Origin of the sequence: Leifsonia sp. Root1293 (genome assembly GCF_001425325.1) — a bacterium.
GTDB lineage: Bacteria > Actinomycetota > Actinomycetes > Actinomycetales > Microbacteriaceae > Orlajensenia.
On record NZ_LMEH01000001.1, the window covers coordinates 2,388,341 to 2,406,454 of the forward strand.

The window sequence follows — 18,114 nt, forward strand, 5'->3', positions numbered from 1 at the left end:
GGTCGGAAGGCGAGGAGCCGGGGTTCACGGCGGGCATGTTCGTTGTGGCAGTCATGGATCAGTCCTCCTGACCGAAGGCGCGACGCTGAACGACGCGGAGGAAGAAGAACGAGATGGCGAAGGTGGCCAGCGCGATGATGATCGAGGTGGCGGATGCCGTGTACACGTCGTCGCGCGTGAAGGCGTCGCGATAGACGAGCATGAGCGGGGACCACGTGCTCGAGAGGCTGTTGGTGAGGGGCCGCAGCGTCATGGGCTCGGCGAAGACCTGCAGCGTGGCGATCATGGAGAACAGCGCCGTCATCACGAGCGCCGGCGTGATGATCGGGATCTTGATGCGCAGGGCGATCTGCACCTCGGATGCTCCGTCGATGGTGGCGGCCTCGTAGATCTCGCTCGGCACGGCCTTCAGCGAGGTGTACATCACGATCATGTTGAATCCCACGCCGCCCCAGAGGGCGATGTTCGCGATGGCGAAGATCACGAGGTCTGGCGAGAGCATCGACGGGACATCCCAGCCGAGCTGGTCGAAGATCCAGTAGAACGGGCTCACGCCCGGCAGGTAGAGGAAGCCCCACAGCAGTGACGAGATGACGGCCGGTACCGCGTACGGCAGGAAGATCGAGACCCGCGAGAAGCCACGAGCGCGCGTGCGGCGGGAGTCGAGCAGCAACGCGAAGAGCAGAGCGAGGCCGAGCATGGTCGGGACGAGGATGAGCCCGTAGAGCAGCACGCGGCCGACGGATGCCGCGAAGGCGGGGTCGGTGAGAGACGCGATGTAGTTGTCGAATCCGGCGAAGACCTGCGAGCGAGCGCCTGAGCCGAGGCCGAGGCCCTTCACGACGGTCTTCTGGAAGCTCAGGTAGAGCGTGTAGACGATCGGCGCCGCCATGAACACCAGGAACAGGACGATTCCGGGCAACAGCATCATGTAGGGGACGATCGCGCGCTTGCGGGCCGCCTTGCGCTTCGCCGGGCTGAGCTTGACCGGCCTCTCGGCTGTCGCTGTCATCGGGGTCTCCTGAGAGTGTGCGCTTCTGGCGCGGCCTGCGGCCGGGCCTCAGCGAGCGGTGGGAGGGGTGGCGGGGGCCGCATGGACTCGGCCCCCGCCCGGTGCTGCTACTTGACGGTGAAGCCGCTCGACTTCATGTCGTCGAACGTGATCTTCTGCATCGATGTCACCGCGTCGAGGAAGGCACTCGCCTGCTTCGACTCGGCAGCCTTGGCGAACTCGTCGTTGTAGGCGCTGTAGGCCACGTTGACGTTCGGGCCGTAGGTGAAGTCGCCGACGGACTGGGCGGCCTCGGCTGCCACGTCGTAGAAGTCGGGCTGGTTGCTGAAGAACGCCGGCGCCTCGGTGAGGGCGGCTGCCGCGGCATCCGTCGCAGCCGGGTAGATGCCCGTCTCGGTCACGAGCGCCTTGACGGCGTCGGGGTCGGTGTTCAGCCAGGTGGCGAACTCCACGGCGGCCGCTGCGTGCTCGGACTGCGTGGTGACAGCGGTCGAGGATCCGCCCCAGTTGCCGTTCGAGGGGCTCGACGCATCCCAGTTGGGCAGCGGCGCCGCCTTCCACTTGCCGGCGGTGTCCGCGGCATTGCCCGAGAGCACACCCGGGCCCCAGACGGCTCCGGTCCAGCCGACCTGCGAGCCGTCGTTGAGTCCGGCGTTCCACTCCGGCGTGTACATCGGCTTGTTGTCGATCACGCCTTCCTCGACGAGCCCGCCCCAGTACTCGGCAACCTTCTGCGTGGGCTCGGCGTCGATGTCGACACCCCAGGCGTCTCCGTCGATGCTCCACCAGGAGGCTCCGGCCTGCTGCGAGAGGCCGGTGAACCAGCCGGCGTCGTTCGCCGAGAAGGTGCCGAGGAACTTGCTCGGGTCGGCTGCGTGGATCTTCCTGGCGGCATCCGCGTACTCGTCCCACGTGGTGGGAACGCTGACGCCGAGCTGTTGGAAGATGTCATCCCGGTAGAAGAACATCATGGGGCCGGTGTCCTGGGGGATGGCGTAGACGGCGTCGCTGCCGAGGGTGACCGAGTTCCAGACGCCGTCGGGGAAGGTCGAGGCGAGGTCGCCAGCGCCTTCGCCCGCGATGTCGGCGATGGCGTCGGCCGAGACGAGCGTGGGGATCTTCTGGTACTCGGCCTGGATCAGGTCCGGAGCCCCGCTGCCGGCCTTGATGGCGGTGAGGAGCTTGGTGATGGCCGGGTCGCCGCCGTCCTGCTTGGCGACGGTGACCTGGATGTTGGGGTTCGCCTTGTTCCAGATGTCGACCACCTTGTCGAGGTTGGGCGCCCAGGCCCAGTAGGTGAGTTCCACCTTCTCGTCCGATGATCCGCCGCCGCTGCCGGAATCGGCTGTCGCCGTGCATCCCGTCATGATGAGCGCTGCTGCGGCGGCTGCTGCCATGGCGCCGATGCGAAGTCGAGCTCGCATTTCGTCCTCCTTGTCGAAAGCTGTGTCGTGCAGGTCTGTGGCACCACCGCTCTCGCTGAAAGAACGCCGCTGTGCCTGTGAGCGATCCCAGTAACGCACAGACTGAATGGCTTGTCAACACGATTGCGTCCCGTCTTTGCTTATGTTTACTGGTGTGCTAGAACTGGGAACGCACACAGTCAAAGGAGATCACCCCATGTCGACCCAGCACGCGGACAGCCCGCTCGCGGCACCTGCCGAGCACGCCTTCGACGTGTCCGACGGGGTGACGGATGCAGCACGCGTCGTCGGCTCCTCCCCAGCAGCATCAGCTCGCTCTGGCTGGATCCCCGGAACCGACCGACTGCGCTTCGGCGGCGACTACAACCCTGAGCAGTGGCCTCGCGAGACCTGGCTGGAAGACATCGAGCTGATGCGCGAGGCTGGGGTGAACCTCGTGAGCGTCGGCATCTTCTCCTGGGCCCTCATCGAACCCCGGGAGGGCGAATACGACTTCAGCTTCCTCGACGAGGTGCTCGATCTGTTGGCCGGCGCGGGCATCGACGTCGACCTGGGAACCCCGACGACAGTGCCGCCGGCCTGGTTCTGGAAGAAGTACCCGGAGTCGCGACCGGTGACGAGAGAGGGTGTGACCCTCGGTTTCGGTTCGCGCGGGCTCGTCAGCCCGTCGTCGCCCGAGTACCGCGCGGCATCCGTCGCCGTCGCCACGGCACTCGCCCAGCGCTACGGCCAGCACCCCGCCGTCGTGCTGTGGCACGTTCACAACGAGTACGGAGCGCCCATCGGCGAGAGCTACGACGAGTACTCGGTGCTCGGCTTCCGGCGGTGGCTGCAGGATCGATACGGATCGCTCGAGCAGCTGAACGCAGCCTGGGGAACGTCGTTCTGGGGTCAGCGCTACGGCGACTGGGACGAGATCGACGCTCCTCGCCTGTCGGCCTCCATCACCAACCCGGCCCAGCGCCTGGACTTCGCGCGATTCTCCTCGGACGCCCTGCTCGCCTGCTTCATCGGAGAGCGTGACGCGATCCGCGCTCACGCGCCGCAGCCCATCACCACGAACTTCATGGCCACGAGCTGCCCGTCCGTCGACTACTGGACCTGGGCCCGCGAGGTCGACATCGTCTCGAACGACCACTACCTGACGGCCGAGCGCGACGACAACCACGTGATGCTCGCCATGGACGCCGACTTCACCCGCTCGCTCGCGGGCGGCAAGCCCTGGATCCTGATGGAGCACTCGACCTCCGCCGTCAACTGGCAGCCGCGCAACATCGCCAAGCGCAGCGGCGAGCTGGCTCGCAACTCGCTGGCGCACGTCGCTCGCGGCTCGGATGCCGTCCTGTTCTTCCAGTTCCGCGCCAGCCGCTTCGGAGCGGAGAAGTTCCACTCGGCGATGCTCCCCCACGCGGGCACGGCATCGCGCACCTGGCGCGAGGTCGTCGCGCTCGGAGACCTGCTGGGCGCGGCGGCCGAGCTGCGCGGCTCGCGGGTGGAGGCATCCGTCGCCATCGTCTGGAGCACCGAGTCGTTCTGGGCTCAGGATCTGGAGTGGCGCCCATCGGTCGACCTCGCCCACCGCGAGCGGATCGAGGCCTTCTACACAGCACTCTGGACCCTGGGTGTGACCGTCGACTTCGTGCATCCGTCGGCCGACCTCTCTGCCTACTCGGTCGTCTTCGCACCGTCGCTCTACCTGCTCGACGACGAGGGGGCCGCCAACCTGCGCGGCTACGTCGCCGGCGGCGGCACTCTTGCCGTGTCGTACTTCTCGGGCATCGTGTCGTCGAACGACGACGTGCCTGCCGGCTCGTACCCGGGCCAGCTGCGCGAGGTGCTCGGTCTGTCGATCGAGGAGTTCCTGCCGCTGAAGGCCGGCGACCGGGTCGCGCTATCGAGAGCCGCGGATGCAGCCGCCGATGTCGCGCCCGATGCCGGTGCTGCGGCGCCCTGGTCCGGCTCGGTGTGGAGCGACGCCATCGTGCTCGAGGGGGCGCGAGCCGTGACGCACTACCTCGACGGGCCGGCCGCCGACCAGCCCGCCGTCACCCTCAATGACCTGGGCGACGGGTCGGCCTGGTACCTCTCGACCCGCCTCGACGGGGCAGACCTGGAGGAGTTCGTCTCCGAGGTGCTCGCGTCGGCGGGCGTCGCCGTGTCACGCCCGGCTCCCGGCGTCGAGCGGGTCACTCGCGTCGCCGACGACGGCACGCGGTTCACCGTCGTGATCAATCACGCCGACGCCGCTGCATCCGTCGGCGTGGAGGGAACGGACCTCGCCACGGGAGAACCGCTGACCGCCGACGCCGAGGTGGCTGGCGGGGCCGTGCGGATCGTCAGGTCTCCGGCTACCGCGCCACGTCGTACACAGCCTTGATGATCCCGTTCTCGTAGGCCGCCTGGTCCACGAGCTCGAGCTTCGAGAACGGCGCACGATCGTCGTCGGCGAACAGCCTCTTGCCTGAGCCGAGGAGCACCGGGAACACGAGCAGGTGATAGCGGTCGACCAGACCGGCGGCCGCCAGCCCCTGCGCGAGGGTCGCACTTCCGTGCACGATGATCGGGGCGCCGTCGCCCTCCTTCAGTGCCGCAACGTCGTCGAGCGAACGCACGATCGTCGTGTTGTTCCACGTCGGTTCCTCGGTCAGCGTTCTCGACACGACGTACTTCGGCATCGCGTTGTACTGCGCGAAGTCCTCGACCATGCTCGGCCACACCGGGGCGAACTCCTCATAGCTCACCCGACCCATGAGCATCGCACCGGCCTCGAGCTGCTCGGTGCCCTTGATCTCGTAGGCGGCCGCGACGAACGGCACCTCCGTGAAGGTCCAGCCGGCGCGCGGGTGCGAGCCGCCGCCCGGTGAGTCGATGACTCCGTCGAGCGACATGAATTCGGTGACGATGAGCGTGCGCATGAGTCTCTCCAGAAGTTCGGATGATGAGGCGGAGCATCCGTCTCATCATGACGTCGAACGGCGGGCGAGGCGATCGACATCCGGCACGAGATCCGGTGCGGCGAGGCCGACGGACGCACCGCGGATGCTGCGGGCGACTACACCATCGCGCCGCGGCTCTCGCAGGATCTGCGGTTTCATGTCACCCGTTTGTGGGACATCGACCTTCTTGGCGCCAGACCCTTGCAGCCTGCGCTGCAGCGGTGGAATCATCGCGACTCATACGCCGGAGTCCACCGGCGCGCACTCCTACTACGACGTCAGGATCGACATGCGCAGATTGAGAACCATCGCAGTGACATCGACCATCGCACTCGCCATCACGGCATTGGCAGCCGTTCCGGCGAGTGCCGTCACGACCGAGACCGCCTCGGCGACGGGCGAACAGGAATTCGTCGTGCTCTTCGCCGAGGGCACCTCCCAGGCCGAAGCCGCGGCCGCAGTGACGGCGGCAGGCGGCACGATCGTCTCCCAGAACACCGACGTCGGTGTCGCAACGGTGCGAACGACCGACGCCGATTTCGCGACGGATGCCGCAGCCCAGGGTGCGATCGAGGGAACCGCCCAGAACCGCGTCGTCGCCGACGTGCCTGCTGGTCGATCCGCCTCGGGTGACGCGAAGAAGATCGACCAGGCGGAGGCCGAGGTGCGCGCCGCGGGCGGCACAGCCACCGCGCCGAAGGCAGCCAAGGCCCCTGCAGCGAAGAAGGGGGCGATCGCTCCGGAACCACTCGCATCGCTGCAGTGGGACATGAAGCAGATCGGCGCCACGACAGACGGCTCGTACAAGTACGAGAAGGGCAGCAAGAAGGTGCTCGTGGGCATCCTCGACACCGGCGTGGACGGCGCGCACCCCGACATCGCCCCCAACTTCGATGCGAAGCGGAGTCGCAACTTCACCGTCGACATCCCCGTCGACGCCAACGGGGCCGACATCGACGGCCCGTGCGAGGAGGAGCCGGACCAGTCCTGCACCGACCCGTCCAACGTCGATGAGAACGGCCACGGAACCCACGTCGCCTCGACGATCGGGTCGCCCATCAACGGCATCGGCATCGCCGGCGTCGCTCCGAACGTGTCGCTGGTGAACCTGCGCGCCGGTCAGGACTCGGGATACTTCTTCCTGCAGCCGTCGCTCGACGCCCTCACCTACGCGGGCAAGATCGGCGTCGACGTCGTCAACATGAGCTACTACGTCGACCCGTGGCTGTTCAACTGCACCGACAACCCGGCGGACTCCCCCGCCGACCAGCAGGAGCAGCAGACCATCATCACCGCCATGCAGCGCGCCCTCGACTTCGCGCGCCTGCGCGGGGTGACGCTGATCTCGGCCGCCGGCAACGGTGCAACCGACTACACCAAGGCGCTGACGGATGCCGACAGCCCGGACTTCGCCGACGTTCCCGGTGAAGTCGCCTACACGCGCGACCTGCTCGACCCCGCCAGCTGCGTCTCGATGCCGTCGGAGGGCAAGGGCGTGATCGCCGTCAGCAGCACGGGCCAGACCAAGCGCAAGGCGTACTACTCCGACTACGGCAACGGCTACGTCGATGTCGCTGCTCCCGGTGGCGACGTCTACGACACCCCGGCGGGCACGCGAGACTACGCGGGCGGAATCCTCGCGGCCTACCCCGCGGCCCTCGCCGCGTCGGAGGGTGCCATCGACGAGGCGGGCAACGTGATCGTTCCGTGGGCTGTGAAGAGCTGCGATGCCGCGGGCACGACCTGCGGGTACTACCAGTACCTGCAGGGCACATCGATGGCGTCGCCGCACGCCGTCGGAGTCGCCGCGCTCATCGTGAGCAAGTACGGCCTGCCCGACATCTTCCGGGGCGGAAAGTACCTGCCGGCCCAGCTGGTGGAGGCACGGCTGAAGCAGAGTGCGGTCGCGACCGCCTGCCCGGTTCCGGCGGCGTTCACGTACACGCGGACGCTGGTCAGCGGCGCTGTTGTGACCGACACCCACACCTGCGAGGGCACGACGTCGAAGAACGGGTTCTACGGATCCGGAATCGTCAACGCGCTGCGGGCCGTCGGGCACTGATGCGCTGATCAGTCAGCAATGACGGGGCCGACCTTCGGGTCGGCCCCGTTTCTCGTTCTCCCCCTCCGCTCGCTGAGACCCGGACGGAGTCCGCGGCCGAAGCGCTTCGGGCGGTCGCCACGCTCGGCCCTCAGCGACCGGGCAAGCTCAGTCGGGGTGCTCCGCCAGCCACACCTTCGCGAGCTTCTGCGGCGCCACGGCGAACCACGCCTCCACGACGAGCTCCTCGAGCCGGCGCTGCGGAATGCGGTCGAGCCACACCAGGATCGCCGGGAAGTCCACGAAGTGCGGAGTGGTGAAGAAGACGTCGGGGTCCTCCTCGAGAAGCGCCAGCTTCGTCGCCTCGTCTTCGACCCGCGCGCCGAGCACGGGCTCCGGCTGCTCGTCGAGCCCGAGATGCACGAGCTCCTTCTTGCGCAACGGCCGCTCCCACACGAAGCCCTTGTCGCGCACACGCCAGTGGGCGCTGCCCCAGCTCACTGCCTCGGTCGTGTCGGGCAGCTCGAGAGCGAGCCGTCGCAGCTCATCCCAGTCGGCCATGTCGCCACGCTACGCCTGGGCACCGGTCGCTGTCACCAGTCAGCCGCCGGGTCGGTTGGCAGCCACGTCCCACTGGAACGTCGAGGCCGGTGCCTGCGACCCGTCGGGCAGCTGCCGACGATACTCGAAGGCCACAGCGGCGTAGCCCAGGCTCACGCTCTCCACGGCGTCATCGCCCTCGACCGCATCGAGGAGCACTGCCGCGATCGTCGCGCTCGTGAACCTGATGACCAGGTACTCCAGCGGATTCTCTCCGGCCCGCCGCACGGTGAAGACGGCCTCGGGAATGTGCTTCCCGGTCGCGCAGGCGAGCATCAGGCCGGCGGATGCCGCATCGACGCGATGCGTGAAACGGAAGTCCTGCGCAGTCACCTTGCCGACTCCCGCACCGCCGCCCCCTCCTCCTCGCCCACCCGAGATGGCGGAGGCGGAATTCGTGGCGCCCCACGTCCACGAGAGCACCTCGATCTCATCGGCATGCTGGGCATCGACACTCTCGCCCGCGATGCCGGCGACCTTCAGGAACATGGGACCGGACATGATGGCACTCCTCGTCTCGCACGACGGATGCGTCGGGTGGCGCCCCGCTCGCCCCTATCCCACCCCTGACCGCCGGTCGGCGCAACCTTCCGTCGAGGATGGCTCGGGAGTAGAACTGACAGCATGGAGCCTGCAGACACGTGGCGGCAGGGCGGAGCCTACGACAGGTACATCGGTCGCTGGAGCAGCCGGGTCGCCGACCTCTTCCTCTCCGGGCTCGACGCGGCGCCGGGACTGCGGTGGCTCGACGTCGGCTGCGGAACGGGCGCGCTGACGGAGGCGATCCTCGACCGGTGCTCGCCGTCCGAGGTCACCGGCATCGAACCGTCGGCCGGATTCAGATCCTCAGCAATCGAGCGCGTCGGTACCCGCGCCCGAATCCTGCCGGGCGACGCCCAGCGCATCCCGTTGCAGGATGCATCCGTCGACGTCGTCGTCTCGGGCCTGGTGCTCAACTTCGTGCCGGATGCCGTCGCCGCGCTCACCGAGATGACCAGGGTGGCGACGGATGCCGCCATCGTCGGCGCGTACGTCTGGGACTACTCCGACGGCATGGAGATCGTCGGCCGGTTCTGGGAGGCGGCGGCGAAGCTCGACTCCGAGATCGACTCGCTGCGGGAAGCGACGCACGTCGAGTTGTGCCGCCCGGACCCCCTGCTGCAGCTGTTCTCATCGCGGCTCTCCGCTGTCGAGGTCGAGGCTCTCGATTTGCGCGCGGAGTTCCGGGACTTCGACGACTACTGGACACCCTTCCTCGGCGGTCAGGGTCCGGCGCCCGCCTACGCGATGGCCCTCGACGAGCAGAAGCGCGTCGCGCTTCGCGAAGGTCTGCGCGCTCTGCTCATCGAGCGCGGTCTCCGCGTCGACAGGCCCTTCACGCTCGGCGCTCGTGCGTGGGCGGTGCGAGGCCGGGTCGCCCGAGGCCGCTAGGCTGCCTTCCCCTCCAGGTAGCGCCGTTCGGCGGCGTTCAGCGCCAGCCGCGCCGCCATCGCGAACTCGGAACGGGCGGCGTCAGTCTCCCCCGACAGTTCGAGGAGGTGCCCGCGAACTGAGTGCACCCGGAAGTGGCCGGCGAGCGCCGGTTCGAGGGCGACCGTCTCGAGCTCGCGCAGGCCGACGGCGGCACCCCACACCATGGCCATCGCCACCACCCAGTTCAGCTCGACCATCGGCCCGGGCGCGATGCGGCGGAGCAGTTCGTAGAGTCCGAGGATCTCGGGCCAGTCGGTCTCGGCGGTCGATGGCGCCTCATCATGGACGGCGGCGATGGCGGCCTGCAGTTGGTACGGCCCGGCAGGTGCCGATTCGAGAGCCCCGCTCACCAGCGCGACGCCCTCGTCGATGAGGGCCCGGTCCCACAGCGAACGATCCTGTTCCGCGAGTGGGACGAGGGTGCCGGGGCCGCCATCCACCTCGAAGCGGATCCGGGCGCCCCGACGACATTCCGTCAGGAGCATGAGCGCGAGCAGCCCGGCCACTTCCCCCCTCCACGGCGCATCGGCCGGCGTCGCATCCTGCAGCTGCCTCGCCAATCGGATCGCCTCCGACGACAGGTCGACCCTGGTGAGCGACTCTCCGCCCGTCGCCGTATGCCCCTCGGTGAATACGAGATAGAGGACCGAGCACACCGCACCGACCCGGTCGCCCAGCTCCGCGTCGGACGGCATCCGGAACTCCGAGCCACTCGCGCGGATCCTCGCCTTCGCCCGCGAGATGCGCTGGCCGATGGTGGCCTCCGGAACGAGAAGGCCGCGCGCGATCTCGGCCGTCGTGAGACCGCCGACGGCGCGGAGTGTCAGGGCGAGCTGCGCCGGCAGAGCCAACGAGGGGTGGCAGCAGAGCAGGAACAGCGTGAGCGAGTCATCGCGCGACGGCACGAGGTCGGGCGGCGCCTCGAACACGCTCTCCTCGCGACGACGCCTGGCCACGTCGCTCCGCACCTGCTCGACATGGCGCCGGTGGGCGACGGTCACGAGCCAGGCCCGCGGGTTGTCCGGCGGATCGCTGCGCCACTGAACGGATGCCGCGAGCAGCGCCTCCTGCATCGCGTCCTCGCTCGCCTCGAAGTCGCGGGTGCGGCGCACGAGGATCGCGAGAGCCGACGGGGCGGCGGCCCGCAGCATCCGTTCGATGTCGGTCATCGGCGGCAGGATGGACCGTCAGAGCTCCATGCCCGCGGAGGCCATCACCGGATGCACCGACACCATGCCGTTCCTGGCCTCCGGCAGGCGGCCGGCGATCTCGACGGCGCGGTCGAGCGTGTCGACGTCGACGATGTAGTACCCGCCGAACCACTCCTTGGCCTCGACGAACGGTCCGTCGCTCGCGACGGGGCCGTCGGCGCCGATGCTCACGACGCGGGCGGTCTCGGGAGCGGCGAGCTGCTCGGCATCGACCAGCTCACCGGACTCCTGCAGGTCGGAGAACAGCTTCTCGTAGAGAGCCATGCCCTCGGCCTGCTGCTCTGGCGTGAACGAGGCGAAGGCGCCGGCCCACTCGGGATTGCTCTTGATGAGGATGAGGTACTTCACGAGATCCACTCCTTGCACTGGTGTTCGGGAGGCCGGACGGCGTTCCCATCAGTATGTCGATGCCGGCCACGCGATTTCGACACCTCCGCCCAGAACCCCCCAGCCGCTGCATCCGCGCGCCGGCGACGGCTGCGCTCGGTTCACCGCCGGCGGCAGGACCGGGGCCTGCCCCTAGAGGCTGACGCCGCGCCGGGTCTATAGTCGGACACCAGATCAGTCGTCAGCTCCCGCCCCTTCGCGTCAGTCGACTGCCCCGAACAAACTGAATTCTCGCGATGCCCGCTGTGTTTCGGGCGTCCTTCGCCCGCGCGCCGAGCCTCCATCCCGCCCGATCGCGTGCCCGGAGCTGATACGCCCGCAGCGCTGCGGGCGCACGCACACAGGAAGCCAGGCGCCACGGCACGCACGCCGCCACGAAGCGCCCGCACCGCACAGTGGGACACGATGACCGACATCGGAACCGGATTCCTCAACGGAATCGAAGCCTTCGCCAATTCCCGCCTCGGCGACATGAGCGGCACGACGTTCAAGGACACCGTGCCGTTCCTCGAGTCCATCGTCACCTTCGGCATCGTCGGCGACGTGAAGCCGACCTTCGAGAAGCTGAAGGCCGACATCAAGGCGGCCGTCGCCCTGGTCGAGCCGATCTCGAAGGCGATCAAGAAGCAGACCGACCTCATCGCGAAGATGGTCAAGGAGTCGGCCGACGACATCGACAAGGACGACTTCGACATCGACACGGCGTCCAGGGTCGCCGTGCGGATCGGCATGGCGCTGGCGGCCATGGACGAGGCGTTCAACATCGTCGCCAAAGAGTTGGCCAAGAAGGCCGACGGCACCGTGGACGAGGCCATCCGTTCCGGCCTGATGGACCTCTGGAATCCCTGGGCCCAGCCGTTCAAGGACCTGGGCGCCGGCTCCGGAAAGCTGCTCGACAGCTTCGGTTCCACTGTGCTCGGCGTTCAGGGCCTGACCAAGAAGCTCGGCGACGTGCTGGTGCTCGACCGCACCGGCGGCAAGTTCCTGCTCGCCGCCAAGCTCGTGAACCTCGGCCCTGTCGGACTCGGAGCGATGACTCTCGACAAGGTGTCGTTCGAGGCCTTCCTGCAGTTCAGCGACCGCGAGATCGCCAACCCCACGGCCGAGGAGAAGACGAGCCTGCTGGAGCGGGACGGCAAGTGGTTCATCGGCGACGTGGCGATCCTCGGCTTCCGGATGCAGACCATGCTGGAGCCCGGGCTCACGAAGGACCCGCTGCTGTCCAAGGTCATGCCGGGCTCGCAGGAGCCGAAGACCACGACGCTGACCACCATCTCGGTCGACACGGGGCAGGGCGTGTACCTCGGCGACGGACGAGGCAACGAACGCGCCGTCCTGCCGGTGCGGTTCTCGTTCCCCGGCGTCGAGCTGCGCGAGGTGGCGTTCGGACTCCGTCGAGACGCCGCCCGCGACGTGACGGGCTTCGAACTCACCACGTCGATCGCGGCCAAGATCGGCGACGCGGTCGGCCTGCAGATCGTCGGTTCCGGCTTCATCGTGGCACTGAACGGCGACGTCGAACAGCAGGCGATCTTCGACATCCCGGTCTCGCCGCGCTGGCCCGATGCCATCGGGCTCCGGGTGAAGGCCGGCCCCGTGACCGGCGGCGGCTTCATCCAGCGCGTCGAGCGCACCTACAAGGTCGACGGACAGGACGTGAAGAGGGTCGAGTTCGGCGGCGTGGTGCAGCTGCAGATCCTCAAGTTCGGCGTCTCGGCCATCGTCATCCTCTCGCCAGACCCGTTCTCGCTGGTGCTCGTCATCGGGGTGCGCTTCCCTGTCGCCATCGACCTCAGCATGGGCTTCACGCTGAACGGCATCGGCGGCATCCTGGCCCTCAACCGCGGTCTCGACCTGGAGGCGCTGCGCTCGGGCATGAAGGAGCACATCCTCGACAAGATGCTGTTCCCCGACAACCCCGTCGCCGAGGCACCCAAGCTGCTCGACAAGGTGGCGAACGTGTTCCCGCCGAAGGACGGCGGCTTCGTCTTCGGTCCGATCGTCGAACTCGGCTGGGGCTCGCAGGCGAAGTTCGTCGAGATGAAGCTCGGCGTCGTGCTGGCCCTCCCCGACCCGATGATCGTCATCCTCGGGTCGCTGCGGGTGCGGGTGCCCACGAAGGAGGCGCCGATCACCGACATCCGCGCCGACGTCTTCATCGCCATCACGCCCGACTACCTGCTGCTGTTCGCCAGCATGCGCGACTCGACCGTGGCGGGCATCAAGATCTCCGGCGACCTCGGGCTCTACATCCAGTGGTCGGGCAGCGGCGCGTTCGAGTTCTCGGTCGGCGGCTTCCACCCGGAGTATGAGAAGCTCACGGGCGGCAAGCCGAAGCTCGGCGACATGGACAGGGTCACCATCGACCTATCGCCATCGAAGGCGATCAGCTTCGTCATCAAGGCCTACTTCGCCATCACGGCTGGATCCGTCATGCTCGGCGTCGACGGCCGCCTGAACGCCGACTTCGCCGTCATCACGGCGAAGGCCTGGCTCACCCTCGACATGATCTTCATCTGGGCGCCGCGGTTCGCGTTCAAGATCACCATCGAGGTGGGCGTCGAGGTGGAGCTGTTCGGCTGCACCCTCTGCTCCATCGTGTTCCGTGGCTCGCTCGAGGGGACGAAGCCCTTCCGCCTGGCCGGTCACATCAAGGTCGACGTGTGGTTCCTGCCGACGTTCGACGAGGATCTCGGCCCGGTCGAGTGGGGTGAGAAGCCCGCCCCGATCCTCACCAAGGTCGACGCGCTCCAGATCGCGGCGAAGGCCATGAACGAGGACGACGCGTGGAAGGTGCAGCTGCCGGATCACGCGGCTCAGCTCGTCACCCTCGCCGAAGTCGATGACATCGACGGACGCATCGCGCATCCGCTCGCCGGAGTGGAGGTGTCGCAGACCCAGGTGCCGCTCGGGGTGAAGATCGCCCGCATCGGCTCGGCTCCGGTGGCGGCGGACATGGTGACCATGGGCACTCCGACGTCGAGCCCCGACGCCGGCATCGTCGGCGCCGTCAGCGAGCTCAAGACGGCCTTCGCTCCCGGCCAGTTCTTCGAGCTCGAGGGCGAGGGCCTGCTCGCGCGGTCGGGATTCGAGGACATGACCGGCGGATGCCGCATCGCGGCGGCGACGACGCCGAAGATCGGCACGGCCACCCCGGCGAAGGTCGCCTACGAGACCTACGTGCGCAATCCGGACGAACCGAGCTCGCTCATCGAGTTCGCCGGGAAGTTCGCCGCCTACGCCAGCTCCTACGCCACCAAGACGACCGTGGGCCGGGCCGTGGCGGAGGTCGGCAATCCCTACGTCCAGCCGAAACCGCCGAACGCCGGCGTGACGGTGTCGGACAAGGGCACCTCGATCATCGCGGATGCCGTCACCGGTGCCGCCCTGGTCTCCGGGCTCGGAGAACTCAGCGCAACCCAGGCCGCGCTCGTGACGGCGGCAGTGAACACCGGAAGCGCCGCATCGGCGACGCGCCTGATCGTGAAGGGGTGACCTGATGGCCGACCTTGATGCCATCGCCGCGAGCGTCGTCTCGCCTCTCGCCAACACGGCGACCAACGTGGTGCGGGATGCGTTCCTGCTCGCGATCAGGCCAGAGGACGAATTCGACGAGAGCGCCGTCGCCATCGAAGAGCTCGAGTTCGCCTCATCAGCCGTCGGCGGCCTGTCCTCCGCGGCGAGCACGCCGGCGGCCGGCACCGTGCGCTCGACCTCGCGCGTCGAGGTGCCGCTGGCTGACAGCGCCGGAGGCAGTGCATCCGCTGGACTCTCGGTGACGCTCTACGGCCCTGGAGATGTGCGCGGGATCGACCCGGCCCAGATCGTGCGACGCTTTCCGGCCCCGGGCGCCCAGACGGCGGAGGAGACCGTCCTCGCGCACATCGAGTTCGATCGGCCGGAGCTGCCGTGGGCGTTCAGCGCGACGAAGCAGGCCGCCGTCATGCGCCCCTGGCTGACGCTCGTGGTTCTCGAGCGCTCCAGCGTCATCCGGGAGCCCGCGACCAGTGCATTGCTTCCCGTCTTCCAGGTCCCCCTCGCGCAGCTGCCGGTGCTCACCCACGCCGACCTCTGGGCTCACGCCCAGGCACCGGCGACCGCGACCGGGCAGGACCTGAGCGCACGGCTCTCGCCGGCTCACGCCCGCGTCAACCTCTCTCGGGTCATCTCCCCGCGCATCCTCACCCAGGACACCGACTACATCGCCGCTCTCGTTCCGACGACCGACGTCGGGGTGCGCGGCGGTCTCGGCCTGACCGGAGGCACCCTCGAGCCCGCGTGGACCAGCTCCTCCCCGGATCCCGTGCGGCTGCCCGTCTACGACAGCTGGGAGTTCCGCACGGGTCCCAACGGCGACTTCCGCTCGCTGGCGCTCAAACTGGAGGGTGTCGCCGCCCCCTACGAGGTCGGGCGCAAGTTCATCGACACCTCGCAGCCGGGCAAGCCACTGCTGGCCCTCGGGCCGGACGAGGTCGGTCGCAAGCAGGTGCTGCGGTGCGCGCTGTTCTCCCCCAGCCTGCCGAAGACCCCGGAACAGCAGGTGGCCGAGACCGCCGTCTGGCCCGATGCGATGATCGACAAGCTGCACAAGGAACTCGACCTGCCGGCCGCCATCGAGGGCACGCAGAAGCAGACCGCCGGAGTACCGGAGCTGCCCATCATCGGTCCGCGCATCTACGCCAAGCTGCACCGGGGCAGCGCGGTGATCGAGGGCTCCGACTGGTTCTCGGAGCTGAATCTCGCCCCCGTGAAGCGCATCGTGGGCGGACTCGGCACGCGCGTCGTGCAGCGCGACCAGGAGCGGCTCATGCAGTCGGCATGGGCGCAGCTCGGCGAGGTCGAGGCCGCCAACCGCGCCATCCGCCTGGCCCAGCTCGCCGAGCTCCTCGCCACGAGGCTCCACAGCAGGCTCGGAGAGCTGCAGACTGGCCACCTGCTGCAGGTGACGTCGCCTCTGGCCACCCGCATCTCGGTCAGCGCCGGGAGCACCCTCTTCGCCGACGTGACGCTGAGCGCGACACCGGTGGCAGCCACGAGCGGCGCCTTCCGACGGGTCACCCGGCCGGCCGGCCCGATGATCCGCCGGACCGACGCCGCCTCGCAGGAGCGCGTCGGCAACGTGGTGGGCACCGAGACCACCCTGCGCGACTTCACCAGGGTGTACTCGAACCCGGAGGGGATCGGCAGACTCACGGCCGACGTCGTGGCGCATCTCGACCTCCAGCTCGTGAGTGCCGCCATCGGCACGCCGGTCGACGCTGTCGACGGGCTGCTCAAGCGGGCGAACGCGGAGGTCGAAGGTCAGGGCGGCTTCGCCACCTACCTCACCGAACCGAGCCGGTGGCGGGCTCCGGATGCCGGCTTCGATCTCGGCGCCGTCGTCGCCGAGCAGTGGACGGAGAAGCTGCTGCGCTCATCGCCGATCCCCGTCATCGAGTCGATCCGCGCCCAGCGCGTCGGGCCTCTCGCTGCCGAACTCTCGCTGTCGAAGACGACGAGTGCGAGCCCTCTGCTCGAGCAGTTGAAGGGCACGGCCGTGAAGCTGAACGACAGGGTGCTCGTCGACCTCGGCGTCGTCGACGGACGACCCGGCGGACCGGTGATCGACGGACCCATCGTCCGTGGGCCCGTCATCGACGGTCCTGTGATCGACGGTCCGGTCATCGACGGCCCGATCATCCGCGGGCCCGTCATCGACGGACCGATCGTCCGCGGACCCGTCGTCTCACCGCTGAACCCGCGCATCCCACTCACCCGCCGTTCCCCCATCGGCGGAGCCGTCGGCCGCCTGCCTCAGAACGGTGCCGGCGCCGCGGTGCGGGTTCCCCTGGGGGGCGGAGTCCTCGCCGGGGGCGGAGCCGGGGGAGGCGGGCGAGACGGCCTGCGTGCTCGCCGGATCCCCGTCGACGGGCACGTCCTGATCGATGGTCGCGGCCTCCGCGTCATCGACGTCCGGCACCTCAAGAAGCTGGGCGACACCCGCGACGCCGCCGAACTCGACGCCGGCCTGGCGCAGTTCGCCGATCTGGCCGAGGTGAAGCTGACCCCCACCCTCGATCGCATCGACCAGCTGCCGGTCGACGTGCTGCGTGCTGAGATGACCAGCATCATCGACCCCGGCGCCCTGCTCACGATCGACGTCGTCCCGCATCGTGATGCTCTGGCCGTGGCATCCCCGGCTCTCATCGCGGCGATCGATCCGAAGCAGACCGTGCGCGCGTCGCTGGCCGGGCGACTGCACCTGAGTGCCGGGCTCGCCGAGCGCTGGTTCGCGCAGCCCCGCATCGCGCCCATCATGGCGGCCCCTCGCTTCGACCGGCCGATGTACCGGGCGCTCGAGGAGTACGACCGCGACTGGCTCGTCCCCGGGCTGGGCCTGCTGCCCGCCGACGACTTCGTGACCGTGCTGTCGACCAACCGTGAGTTCATGGCGGCGTTCTTCGTCGGACTCAGCGACGAGATGGGGCGCGAGCTCCTCTGGCGCGGCTATCCGACCGACCAGCGTGGCACCTACTTCCACCGCTTCTGGAACCCGAACACCGACGAGCTCGCGAAGCCCATCCACCTGTTCCCGAAGAAGCCATTGGCCGAGCAGGTCTCGATCGGCGGCAGCGGCGGAAAGGACTGCGCCGTCATCGTGGTGAAGAGCGAGCTCGTGCGCCGCTTCCCCGACCTGATCATCCAGGCCGTCGAGAACCAGGGCACTGTGCGCGACCCGGTGTTCGAGAAGGTCGACTCGCCGCAGAAGACCGCGCGCGTCCTGTTCTCCGAGGTGCTCGACCCCGACATCGCGCTCGTCGGCGTCGACATCAGCGTCGACGAGCTCGACGGCGAGAAGTGGTGGATCACCATAGCCGAGCATCCGAGCGCCACCCGCTTCAAGCGACCGCCCGACACCGATCTGCCGGCGGCACAGAAGTTCCTCACCGACACAGCCCCGCATTCCGCCGTCTACGCCGAGGATCACCTGCACCGTCCGGTGCGGGTCGCGTTCCAGGCGACGGACCTCATCGTGAGAGAGGCATAGACC

General features: G+C 68.5%; 12 protein-coding genes. 5 read left to right on the forward strand and 7 right to left on the reverse strand.

Annotated features, from left to right (window positions below; all coding sequences use genetic code 11):
- Positions 1 to 58 precede the first annotated feature (58 nt).
- Together ASC59_RS11280 and ASC59_RS11285 are read right to left on the reverse strand one after the other, a co-directional pair.
- The gene (locus tag ASC59_RS11280; protein WP_055822278.1) at positions 59 to 1,012 is read right to left on the reverse strand and encodes a carbohydrate ABC transporter permease; all 954 of its coding nucleotides are present in this window, start codon (positions 1,010 to 1,012) and stop codon (positions 59 to 61) included.
- A gap of 107 nt (positions 1,013 to 1,119) precedes the next feature.
- Positions 1,120 to 2,436, reverse strand: a complete 1,317-nt coding sequence (locus ASC59_RS11285; RefSeq protein ID WP_055822281.1) for an ABC transporter substrate-binding protein — start codon at positions 2,434 to 2,436, stop codon at positions 1,120 to 1,122.
- A gap of 196 nt (positions 2,437 to 2,632) precedes the next feature.
- On the opposite strand from ASC59_RS11285, the gene ASC59_RS11290 reads away from it, so the two are divergent.
- Positions 2,633 to 4,813 (forward strand): beta-galactosidase, encoded by a 2,181-nt coding sequence (locus tag ASC59_RS11290; RefSeq protein ID WP_082513543.1) that lies wholly within the window; start codon positions 2,633 to 2,635, stop codon positions 4,811 to 4,813.
- On the opposite strand, the gene ASC59_RS11295 is transcribed toward ASC59_RS11290, so the two are convergent.
- Complete coding sequence (locus ASC59_RS11295; protein WP_055822283.1) at positions 4,785 to 5,351, reverse strand: dihydrofolate reductase family protein; 567 nt, start codon at positions 5,349 to 5,351, stop codon at positions 4,785 to 4,787. The genes ASC59_RS11290 and ASC59_RS11295 overlap by 29 nt on opposite strands.
- Positions 5,352 to 5,661: 310 nt before the next feature.
- Here ASC59_RS11295 and ASC59_RS11300 point away from each other — a divergent pair, with 310 nt between their 5' ends.
- Entirely contained in the window at positions 5,662 to 7,434 is a 1,773-nt protein-coding gene (locus ASC59_RS11300; protein ID WP_055822286.1) for a S8 family serine peptidase, read from the forward strand.
- Positions 7,435 to 7,581: 147 nt separating this feature from the next.
- Here the strand turns inward: ASC59_RS11300 and ASC59_RS11305 are convergent, their stop codons facing one another.
- The gene (locus ASC59_RS11305; protein WP_055822288.1) at positions 7,582 to 7,974 is read right to left on the reverse strand and encodes an MmcQ/YjbR family DNA-binding protein; all 393 of its coding nucleotides are present in this window, start codon (positions 7,972 to 7,974) and stop codon (positions 7,582 to 7,584) included.
- A 39-nt stretch (positions 7,975 to 8,013) separates the two neighbouring features.
- Positions 8,014 to 8,514 carry an Hcp family type VI secretion system effector gene (locus ASC59_RS11310; RefSeq protein ID WP_055822291.1) on the reverse strand — a complete coding sequence of 167 codons (501 nt, stop codon included), beginning with the start codon at positions 8,512 to 8,514 and terminating at the stop codon, positions 8,014 to 8,016.
- Between the two features lie 123 nt (positions 8,515 to 8,637).
- On the opposite strand from ASC59_RS11310, the gene ASC59_RS11315 reads away from it, so the two are divergent.
- Positions 8,638 to 9,444, forward strand: coding sequence for a class I SAM-dependent methyltransferase (locus ASC59_RS11315; protein WP_055822295.1), 807 nt, complete (start codon positions 8,638 to 8,640; stop codon positions 9,442 to 9,444).
- On the opposite strand, the gene ASC59_RS11320 is transcribed toward ASC59_RS11315, so the two are convergent.
- Both ASC59_RS11320 and ASC59_RS11325 read right to left on the reverse strand, forming a co-directional pair.
- A complete protein-coding gene (locus ASC59_RS11320) occupies positions 9,441 to 10,655 on the reverse strand; it encodes an RNA polymerase sigma factor (RefSeq protein WP_055822297.1) in 1,215 nt (404 codons plus the stop codon). The genes ASC59_RS11315 and ASC59_RS11320 overlap by 4 nt on opposite strands.
- A gap of 18 nt (positions 10,656 to 10,673) precedes the next feature.
- The gene (locus tag ASC59_RS11325; RefSeq protein WP_157487999.1) at positions 10,674 to 11,045 is read right to left on the reverse strand and encodes a YciI family protein; all 372 of its coding nucleotides are present in this window, start codon (positions 11,043 to 11,045) and stop codon (positions 10,674 to 10,676) included.
- Positions 11,046 to 11,489: 444 nt separating this feature from the next.
- On the opposite strand from ASC59_RS11325, the gene ASC59_RS11330 reads away from it, so the two are divergent.
- Both ASC59_RS11330 and ASC59_RS11335 read left to right on the forward strand, forming a co-directional pair.
- Positions 11,490 to 14,579, forward strand: coding sequence for a DUF6603 domain-containing protein (locus tag ASC59_RS11330; RefSeq protein WP_055822303.1), 3,090 nt, complete (start codon positions 11,490 to 11,492; stop codon positions 14,577 to 14,579).
- Positions 14,580 to 14,583: 4 nt separating this feature from the next.
- Entirely contained in the window at positions 14,584 to 18,111 is a 3,528-nt protein-coding gene (locus ASC59_RS11335) for a hypothetical protein (RefSeq protein WP_055822306.1), read from the forward strand.
- The last annotated feature ends 3 nt before the right edge of the window (positions 18,112 to 18,114 follow it).